Source organism: Acinetobacter sp. SA01, assembly GCF_011319235.1.
Lineage (GTDB): Bacteria > Pseudomonadota > Gammaproteobacteria > Pseudomonadales > Moraxellaceae > Acinetobacter.
Genome location: NZ_WXXM01000022.1, coordinates 36073 through 45905 on the forward strand (window position 1 = coordinate 36073; position 9833 = coordinate 45905).

8 protein-coding genes are annotated in these 9833 nt (G+C 41.9%); 6 read left to right on the forward strand and 2 right to left on the reverse strand.

All coding sequences use genetic code 11. The annotated features are described in order from the left end of the window. Positions 1-109 precede the first annotated feature (109 nt). Positions 110-1480: a UDP-N-acetylmuramate:L-alanyl-gamma-D-glutamyl-meso-diaminopimelate ligase gene (mpl, locus tag GTU69_RS15085; RefSeq protein WP_166171680.1), complete on the reverse strand. Its 1371-nt coding sequence runs from the start codon at positions 1478-1480 to the stop codon at positions 110-112. Between the two features lie 256 nt (positions 1481-1736). Here mpl and GTU69_RS15090 point away from each other — a divergent pair, with 256 nt between their 5' ends. From GTU69_RS15090 to GTU69_RS15105, 4 genes are all read left to right on the forward strand, one after another. Continuing rightward, a complete protein-coding gene (locus tag GTU69_RS15090; protein WP_166171700.1) occupies positions 1737-2075 on the forward strand; it encodes a DMT family protein in 339 nt (112 codons plus the stop codon). Positions 2076-2254: 179 nt separating this feature from the next. Further along, complete coding sequence (purE, locus tag GTU69_RS15095) at positions 2255-2767, forward strand: 5-(carboxyamino)imidazole ribonucleotide mutase (protein WP_166171682.1); 513 nt, start codon at positions 2255-2257, stop codon at positions 2765-2767. A 27-nt stretch (positions 2768-2794) separates the two neighbouring features. Further along, positions 2795-3916: a 5-(carboxyamino)imidazole ribonucleotide synthase gene (locus tag GTU69_RS15100; RefSeq protein WP_086197604.1), complete on the forward strand. Its 1122-nt coding sequence runs from the start codon at positions 2795-2797 to the stop codon at positions 3914-3916. Between the two features lie 664 nt (positions 3917-4580). Next, positions 4581-5870, forward strand: a complete 1290-nt coding sequence (locus GTU69_RS15105) for a lytic murein transglycosylase (protein WP_166171684.1) — start codon at positions 4581-4583, stop codon at positions 5868-5870. Positions 5871-5951: 81 nt separating this feature from the next. Here GTU69_RS15105 and GTU69_RS15110 read toward each other — a convergent pair whose 3' ends face one another. After that, positions 5952-7079 carry an anhydro-N-acetylmuramic acid kinase gene (locus tag GTU69_RS15110; RefSeq protein WP_166171686.1) on the reverse strand — a complete coding sequence of 376 codons (1128 nt, stop codon included), beginning with the start codon at positions 7077-7079 and terminating at the stop codon, positions 5952-5954. Between the two features lie 63 nt (positions 7080-7142). Here GTU69_RS15110 and tyrS point away from each other — a divergent pair, with 63 nt between their 5' ends. After that, positions 7143-8375 carry a tyrosine--tRNA ligase gene (gene tyrS, locus GTU69_RS15115; protein WP_166171688.1) on the forward strand — a complete coding sequence of 411 codons (1233 nt, stop codon included), beginning with the start codon at positions 7143-7145 and terminating at the stop codon, positions 8373-8375. 526 nt (positions 8376-8901) lie between these two features. Then, entirely contained in the window at positions 8902-9195 is a 294-nt protein-coding gene (locus GTU69_RS15120; RefSeq protein ID WP_166171690.1) for a hypothetical protein, read from the forward strand. Positions 9196-9833: the final 638 nt, after the last annotated feature.

Sequence of the window (9833 nt, forward strand, 5' to 3'; positions counted from 1 at the left end):
AGCAAAATAGTTATTTGAATAAAAAATAATATATGATTTATTAATTTATAAGTGAAGGACCGCAGAACGATTGGCTACGGTCCTGATCAAGCTTAGGCTGAAAAGAAGTTTAAGCGTTTTGCTGTAAGGCACTAATCAATTTTTGGTGTAATCCGCCAAAACCGCCATTCGACATAATCACCACAGCATCGCCCTCACCTGCCTCAGAGACAACCGTTTGAATGATGTCATCTAAGCTACGTGCCACCACGGCTTTGTTTGGTGCGGAGTCAATTACCGGCTGTAGATCCCAGTCCAGCCCTTCCGGTTGATACCAGATTACTTCATCTGCCAGACGTGCGGAATGCGCCAAACCATCTTTGTGGCTACCCATACGCATGGTATTGGAGCGCGGTTCAATAATGGCCCACAGTTTACGTTCACCCAGGCGTTTGCGTGCGCCGTCAAGCGTGGTTTCAATGGCAGTTGGGTGATGGGCAAAATCATCATACACCTCAATGCCTTTTACGGTATCCAGCAATTCCATACGGCGTTTCACGCCGCCAAAGTTGGAAAGTGCTTTACATGCAGTTTCGATCGAAACGCCCACATGTTCCGCCGCTGCAATGGTCGCCAAGGCATTGGCCACACTGTGCTGTCCGGTCATGTTCCATTTCACGATACCTTTAACGATACCATTTTCCAGTACTTTAAAATGTGAACCATCATTTAATAACTGTTCGGCAGAAAGTAACGCTTTGTCATTGGCATCCAATGAAGTGCGAACCACAGGTGTCCAGCAGCCCATCTGCAAAACTTCATCAATATTGGTTTCGGTAATTGGCGCAATAATGCGGCCTTCACTTGGAATGGTCCGTACTAAATGATGGAACTGTTTTTGAATCGCAGCCAGATCATCAAAGATATCAGCATGGTCAAATTCAAGGTTATTTAAAATCGCGGTTTTAGGATGATAATGTACAAACTTGGAACGCTTGTCGAAGAAGGCAGAATCATATTCATCCGCTTCTACACAGAAGTATTTGCCGCCGCCCAAACGTGCACTTTCACTAAAACCCAAAGGTACGCCGCCAATCAAAAAGCCCGGATTTAAACCGGCCTGATCCAGTACCCAAGCCAGCATAGTGGTTGTGGTGGTTTTACCATGGGTTCCTGCAACGCCCAGCACATGTTTGCCTTGTAAAACATGATCGGCCAAAAATTGCGGACCTGAAATATAAGGCAGACCTTCATTGAGCATGTATTCCACCGCATCAATGCCGCGCTTCATGGCATTCCCGACAATGACCAGATCGGGATGTGGCTGCAAATGACTGCGGTCATAACCCTGCATTAAGCCAATGCCTGCATTTTCTAGTTGGGTTGACATGGGTGGATAGACATTTGCATCCGAACCCGTCACTTTATGTCCTAAATCACGTGCCAATAGTGCGAGCGAACCCATAAAGGTGCCACAAATACCCAAAATATGCAGATGCATGCGTTTTAACTCCACTGCTTTTTAGACACATCACGTTGTTATTGGTGGTGTTGTCATTATCGATTCAATTTGAAAGCAACGATATCAAGGGTTTTGCGGAAAAGATAGTCTTTCTTGTATCTATTCCCAGCATTGCATCCGGTAGTTTAGGGGGCTGTTGGATCGGGATTTCTCCACGCTAAAATCCGTCCGGAAATCACATGCTTTTTTACTGGAAAAACGTAAAATATTTGCAGTTATTCCAGATCAATTGACTATGTACTTTGCCCTGCTGCTTTTAATTATTTCCAACTGCTTTATGACTTTGGCTTGGTATGGTCATCTTAAATTTTTACATGGAGCTCCGCTTTGGCAAGCGATTTTATTCGGCTGGCTGATCGCTCTGCTGGAGTACAGCTTTATGATTCCCGCCACCCGTCTGCTTGCACAACAAGGCTGGGCCGTGGGACAAATGAAAATTACCCAGGAAGTGGTGACCTTGCTGGTCTTTGTACCTTTTATGATTTTTCTGTTTAAACAGCCCTTTAAACTGGATTATTTGTGGGCAGGTCTCTGTTTGGTGGGATGTGTTTATTTTGTATTTCGTAGCCAATAAATTGGCCACTGCCCTATTTTTAGCTATTTCTATAAAAAAATTGAAAATATCCGCCTGCTTGCGCTGTTAAATTTTGGTGAGATGAAAAATCAGTCTATAATAGCGAGCTTGTGATTCATTTAAAACTTGGCTCTTGTCGAGATTTATCCTTCCTTACATTCGTTTATGGAACATTTGCAATGAATGCGGCTGCTGCAGACACTCAACCTCTCGTTGGAATTATCATGGGTTCCCAATCTGACTGGGCAACCCTGGAACACACTGCCAATATGCTGAAACAGCTTGGCGTCCCATTTGAAGCGGAAGTTGTTTCTGCACACCGTACCCCAGACCGTTTATTTGAATATGCTGAAACAGCACGTGAACGTGGTATTCAGGTGATTATTGCCGGTGCTGGCGGTGCAGCGCATCTTCCAGGCATGTGTGCAGCAAAAACCGACTTACCGGTTCTGGGTGTACCAGTGAAATCTTCTATTCTTAATGGCGTAGACTCATTGCTTTCAATCGTGCAAATGCCTGCCGGTATTGCAGTCGGTACATTGGCAATTGGTCCTGCCGGTGCAACCAATGCAGCCATTATGGCAGCACAAATTTTAGGTTTAACACGTCCTGAAATTGCCAAAAATGTTGCTGAATTCCGTGCTGCGCAAACTGAAAAAGTGGCGAGCAAAAATATTCCTGGTCAAATCTAAAGCCAAGCTTAAAACGGGACACACGTTATGGATAAAACCATCGGTATTTTTGGTGGTGGTCAACTCGGCCGTATGATGGCACAAGCTGCCCTACCGCTGAATATTCAATGCACTTTCTTTGAAGCCAATACAGATTGCCCTTCTGCAGCGCTGGGTCAGGTCATCTCAAGCCAAGCTGAAAATGGTTTAAATGAGTTTATTCAAAGTGCAGATGTATTTAGTCTGGAGTTTGAAAATACCCCGCTTGCAGATGTGGATATTTTAACCCAGCAAAAACAATTACACCCGCCGCGTCAGGCTTTGGCTATTGCGCAAAATCGTTTGCTGGAAAAAGCTTTATTCGATCAACTCGAGATTCCAGTTGCGCCTTATAAGGCAGTCGATTCGCTAGAAACCTTACAAGTGGCTGTTGCTGAACTGGGTTTGCCAATCGTCTTGAAAACGGCAACAGGTGGCTACGACGGTAAAGGTCAGTTTGTGCTGCGTTCTGTAGATCAGGTTGATCAGGCATGGGCTGAGCTTGGTCCGGCTGGTTCACTGATTGCAGAAAGTTTTGTGACCTTCTCACGTGAAGTATCGATTATTGCGGTACGTGGTCAAAACGGTGAGGTGAAAACCTGGCCATTGGCAGAAAACCACCATCATAATGGTATTTTGTCGCACTCAATTGTGCCTGCACCTAACAGCGCCGATTTACAGCCTGTGGCACAAGACTACATCACTCGCCTGCTGAATCATTTGAATTATGTCGGTGTGTTGACGCTAGAGCTATTTGTCACTGACAAGGGCTTGTATGCCAACGAAATGGCACCACGTGTGCATAACTCGGGGCACTGGTCAATTGAAGGTGCTGTTTGCTCGCAGTTTGAAAACCACATTCGTGCGGTGGCGGGCTTACCTTTAGGTTCAACTGAAGTGGTTCGTCCAACGGTGATGATCAATATTATTGGTCAACATCCTAAATCTGAAGATGTCTTGGCTTTAAATGGCGCTCATTTGCACCTTTATAACAAGACTGAGCGTGAAGGTCGTAAAATTGGCCATATCACCTTGATGCCAAATGACAGTGCTGAACTGACTACTTTATGCCGTGCATTGGCGAAAATTTTGCCGAATCCACTGGCACTTAGCGAAGATATGAGCATTTAAACCCAAGTTTGAATGATAAAAAAGCGGTCATGCCAATGATCGCTTTTTTTATGCCTGCACTTCGGGCATGATTGCGCCTCTTTTCAAGAATGCGCCATTTATCGGAACAGAATAAAAATAATTGTGTGTAATTTATACAATGCTTTATAAATATACTGCATAAAAAACAAACAAATAGAATGGTTCTGTATTTTAGTTTTATTGTCGTAAAACAATGCAGAAATTTTTAAATTCAAAAGATAAAAATAAATTCAAAATATGAATTTAAATTTAAACTCGTGCATTTGAATTTAAAAAAATATGAATTCAAAGTATTTGAGCAGAAAATGAATTTAAACTTTTAAATTTAAAAAGTAGGATTTTAAATTTAAAGTATGAGCTTTCTAAGATTATAAAAACGGTCAGAATTAACTTATCCACAAGCCGTTTGAATTTAAAACTTTGCTTTAAATTTGAAATAATGAATTTAAATTCATATTTCCTTATGTTTTGAATTTAAAAAATTCTAAAAATAAAGCCTGTGGATAAAATTTTTAAATTTAAAAGTAAAATATGAATTTAAAATGAAGAAAATGAATTTAAATTTACGATTTGATTCAGAAACGATGTGCTGATGGTGGTATGGTAAAAGCATAATTTAAATTCAAAGATCGTAAAGGATACTATGCAGCGCTTAGCTTTCGTTTTAGGTTCAGTTTTCCTTGCCATGACTCAAGCCAATGCTGAGCTGATTATTAATGGTCAACCTGTCACAGTCACTTCAACCCCACCAGCCAATCAAATTTTGACTTCGCAAAATAATTTTCAGCAATGTCTGGCAAACTTACGTAGTCAAGCCATAACTTCGGGTGTGAGTAGCTCTACCTATGATCGCTATACGCAAAATTTAACGCCTGATTATTCTGTGATTGATAAATTGAATTATCAGCCTGAATTTTCGACCCCGATTTGGGACTATTTATCCGGTCTGGTTGATGAAGAGCGGGTACAGTTGGGGCAACAAAAACTGGCCCAGCACCGAGAGGTGTTAAATCGTGTTGCAGCCACCTATGGGGTGCCGGCTGAAACCGTGGTGGCGGTTTGGGGTGTAGAAAGTAACTTTGGCGATATTTCCGGAAGCTATCCTTTATTGCAGGCTTTGGGAACTTTAAGTTGTGAAGGGCGTCGCCAGGGGTATTTCCGTGGCGAATTTTTTACCACCATGCGAATTTTGCAGCGCGGTGATTTAAGCGAACAGCAAATGAAAGGCTCGTGGGCAGGGGCATTTGGCCATACCCAGTTTATGCCTTCTACTTATGATGAGTTGGCTGTCGATTTTGATGGCGATGGACGCCGTGACCTGGTGTCCAGTACTACAGATGCTCTGGCTTCAACCGCCAATTTTCTGAAAAAACGCGGCTGGCAAACTGGCATGCCTTGGGGCTTTGAAGTCAGAATTCCGGAAGGCATGTCTATTGCGGGTGAAAGCCGTCGCAATAAAAAGGCTTTAAGCAGCTGGATGAGTCGTGGTGTAGTTCGTGCGGATGGCAGTCCTTTGATTCAAGGCAATTTATCTGACAGCAGTGCTGCAGGTTTAATGACACCTGCGGGTGCAAATGGCCCGGTATTTTTAGTCTTTAAAAACTTCGATGCCATATATAGTTATAACGCTGCGGAAAGTTATGCTCTGGCGATTGCACATTTGTCTGATCGCTTACAGGGTCAGAGTGCCGGCTTTAGTAAAACCTGGCCCACCGATGATGCAGGAACATCACGTGCAGAACGTCGTGAAATTCAGCAATTCTTGATCAATCGCGGTTATGACATTGGTACTGTAGATGGCCTTATTGGGGATAAAACCCGTCAAGCGATCCGTCAGGAACAGATTCGTTTGGGGCTTAGCCCAACCGGACGAGCTGGACAACAAATTTTAAATGCCTTGCGCAGTGAAAATGCTAAAAAAATGATGCAATAGATAGCGCTATAAACGTATAAAAATAAAAAGGTCTGCATCAAGCAGACCTTTTTTATGCTGAAGCTTTGCATTAAAAAATATTTAGACGGCCGTTATGCTTCCCAAAATACGATAGCCAGCCGCACCGGTGACTGCAGGCAGATTACCACTTTGCTGATTCACAAAGCGCATAGCCAGCCAGGCAAAAGCAGTTGCTTCCACCCAGGTTGGGCTCAGCCCTAAATCTGCTGTAGTTTGTACTGTCCATTCGTGTTTGCGTAAACGCCAGCGCAATTGTTCAAGCAGGTTCGAGTTATAGGCTCCGCCACCGCAGACATAAACTTCACCGGTATCCATGTCGGAACGGTAAATAGCTTTTTTAATGGCGCGGGTGGTCAGTTTCATTAAGGTCGCCTGAACATTTTCAGGGGTATCTTCTAACTCGTCATATTCAAGGTCATTACGCCAGTCGAGAATCTGTTCATCCAGCCATTCCAGGTTGAAGTCTTCGCGGCCAGTACTTTTTGGTGGTTCTTTGGAGAAAAATTCATGCGCCTGCAAGCGGTCCAGCAGGCTGCGAATGGGTTGTCCGTATGCTGCCCAGTTGCCATTTTCATCATAGGACTGACCAGTATAACGCTGACACCAGGCATCCATAAGAATATTGGCAGGACCGGTGTCAAAACCAAATACTGCTTCGGGTTTGCCGGCAGGCAGCATACTGACATTGGCAATTCCGCCTAAATTCAGAATTACACGATGAATGCTGTCATGCTGAAACAAGGCTTGATGAAATGCAGGAACCAGAGGGGCACCTTGACCGCCAGCCGCCATATCACGACGACGAAAATCTGAAATGACCGGAATTTGCGTCATTTCGGTAATGATGTTGGGATCACCAATTTGCAGGGTGAAGCCATGTTCAGGACGGTGACGTATGGTTTGTCCATGCGAACCGATGGCTTTAATTTGGCTACGATCTAAATGGTTCTTTTCAATAAGCGTATTAATCCCTGCACCAATCATGCTGGCTAAGGCAACGTCGGCTTTGCCCATACGGTCAATTTCATTGTCGCCCGGTAGGGTGAGTGCCATCAGTTCGTCACGAAGATCGGGATCAAATGGCAAAGTGAGGGTCGCATGAAGCTGTAAGGGATCAAAAGAAGCAGCAACAATATCGACACCATCCATGCTCGTGCCGGTCATTACCCCAATATAGATCGCTGTCATGATTATTCTTAAGCCTGCAATGTGCTGAAAAAGTGTTAGTATATCGCACAAATTGAATAACTGATGTGTTTGGGTTTTGTGATGTCAAATTTCCTGCCGGCTGAAGAACAACTTGCCCTCATTCAACGAGGCACGCATGAAATTATTTCTGAAGAAGATCTTCTGAAGAAATTAAAAGAAAATCGTCCGCTTAAAATTAAAGCGGGTTTTGACCCAACTGCACCTGACTTGCACTTGGGTCATACGGTTCTGATTAATAAATTGAAAGTGTTCCAGGATTTGGGGCATGAAGTTTATTTCCTGATTGGTGACTATACCGCCATGATCGGTGATCCAACAGGTAAAAGTGCAACACGTCCGCCATTGTCACGTGAAAAAGTGCTGGAAAATGCAAAAACCTATCAAGAACAAGTATTTAAAATTCTTGATCCGGCTAAAACCAAGGTGGTATTCAACTCTGAATGGTTTGCTCAAAAAACTGCAGCTGATTTAATCCAGCTGGCTTCACAGCAGACTGTAGCACGTATGCTGGAACGTGATGACTTTACCAAACGTTATAACAGCCACCAACCGATTGCGATTCATGAATTTTTATATCCATTGGTGCAAGGTTATGACTCGGTCGCATTACATGCTGACGTAGAGTTGGGGGGGACAGACCAAACCTTTAACCTGTTGATGGGGCGTACCCTGCAAGGTCGTTATGACCAGGAAGCACAAGTCTGTATTACGGTACCGATTCTTGAAGGTTTAGATGGCGTGAATAAAATGTCTAAATCTTTAGGTAACTACATTGCAGTGTTTGATGCACCGGGTGCGATGTACCAAAAAGTCCTTTCAATGCCCGATTCCCTGATCGAGCGTTATTTTGATTTGTTAAGCTTCAGGTCGATTGAAGAAATCCAGCAGCTGTTAAAAGAAGTGGCTGAAGGTCGTAATCCGCAAGAAGTGAAAAAGATTCTTGCACTTGAATTGGTTGAGCGTTTCCATGGTGCCGAAGCTGCGGCAACTGCACATAAAGGTGCGGGTAACCTGATTACCGAAGGTGAGTTGCCTGAAGGAACACCTGAGGTGACCATTTCACGTGGCGAATTTGGTGGTGAAATCTTTATTACCTCTATTTTACGTGCTGCGGGTTTAACTAAAAATGCGGCTCAAGCCAAAGATGCGATCGGTCGTGGCGCTGTTAAAGTAGATTGGAATGTGGTTGATGGTAATTTTTCTGTGAAAGAGAATGTGACTTTGATCGTTCAAGCCAGCAAAAAAGCAATTGCAAAAGTGACTTTTGTAGACTGAGTATTATTCTAAGTTGTTGAAATAAAAGCAGGCTTTGGCCTGCTTTTATTTTTTTAGTTATATATGAATTCTATAAATATAGAAATTCAAAAAAAAGCTTATAAAAACAATACTTAAATTTTTCCAATTGTCTTGATTTTGTCATATTTTATGTTTAAGATTTATTCATCTAGACATTGTGTAGAAACATATCTAGAGGGTATGTAAAAATAACTCCACAATTTTAAGTCTCTTCCCCAAGAGGCTTTTTTTAAATTTTTGTAGATAACTATAATAATGACACGATGGATCACATAAAGATTCAACTCCAGGGAAGAGATTTTGGGAGAGATCTCTTCCTTTTTTATTTCTGAATTTCCACGATTGCTGCTGATTTTTTATTGGACTGTTGCGTTTTTCATTTGCTTGAAATACGGGCTAGACTGCAGTATGAATGCTGAGATTGAATCCCATCATTAGCGTGCTTGAGATATGGAATCTCAAAAATATTTATAAAAGTCATAAAAAAAGAGGGTAAGCATTATTTATGTATCATTACCAAACTAAGGATATTTTTGATCAGGAAATCGATTTTATTTTACGTTTTCTATTTGAATACGATACGCCTGAACAGAAGCAGGAATCTTTTGAGCAAGCCTATGCTTTATTACAGCGATTAGATATTGCCTCTCACTATCTTTTATTTTCATTGGTTAAAGAACGCTTACCGCGTCGGGCTAAATTATTATTTGCTGCTGAAGACTATAAGGGGAAGAAAGAAATGATTGCAGAAGTCATGTATTACTGGTTGGGGCGTAATGACTCGCCCTATGTGGCTTAATCTATCTGAATAGGCTGTTCAATCTTTATGAACTCTTCATTTTTTGTGGTTGAAAATGAGATGGAGAGATAACGGATTCATTTTAAATCGCAAAAAATCTGTCTAAAAGTAGAAAGCTGCTTTGAATAAAGTGTTGTATATCTATAAGTCGGATGGAAAAGAGCAAAATATCGTCTGTAATCAGAGAAAGCTTTAAAAAATCCTTTATAGTGAAAAGGAATTTTACGGTTTTATTGGAATTCCGTAGTTTTTTGATCGCTATCAGGTCTTAAAAAAATGGGTTGTTTTTATTTGAATCACAATGAATCCGCTATTTTTTTAAGAAAAATGCTCAAAATTTAGATAAAAAAGCGATTTTTTGGCAATTTTCGTAGAAAAAAGAGACATACGTGAAAAATATAGTGAATTGGGGGTTGCAATGATTCTGAAATCCTCTAGAATGCACCCCATACCGACGAGATAGACGGAAACGAACGAAGCACAAAGTGTTAAGTTAAGTTGTTAAGTTTATTAAAGTCCAGCTTCTAATACTGACGAGGTATTAGAAAGATCATTAAGAGATTATGAAGAACAACTTGTGTGGATTTTTACTGGTTGATTGATCGAAATTATTTTCATTGATTGATGGTAGAAATTAC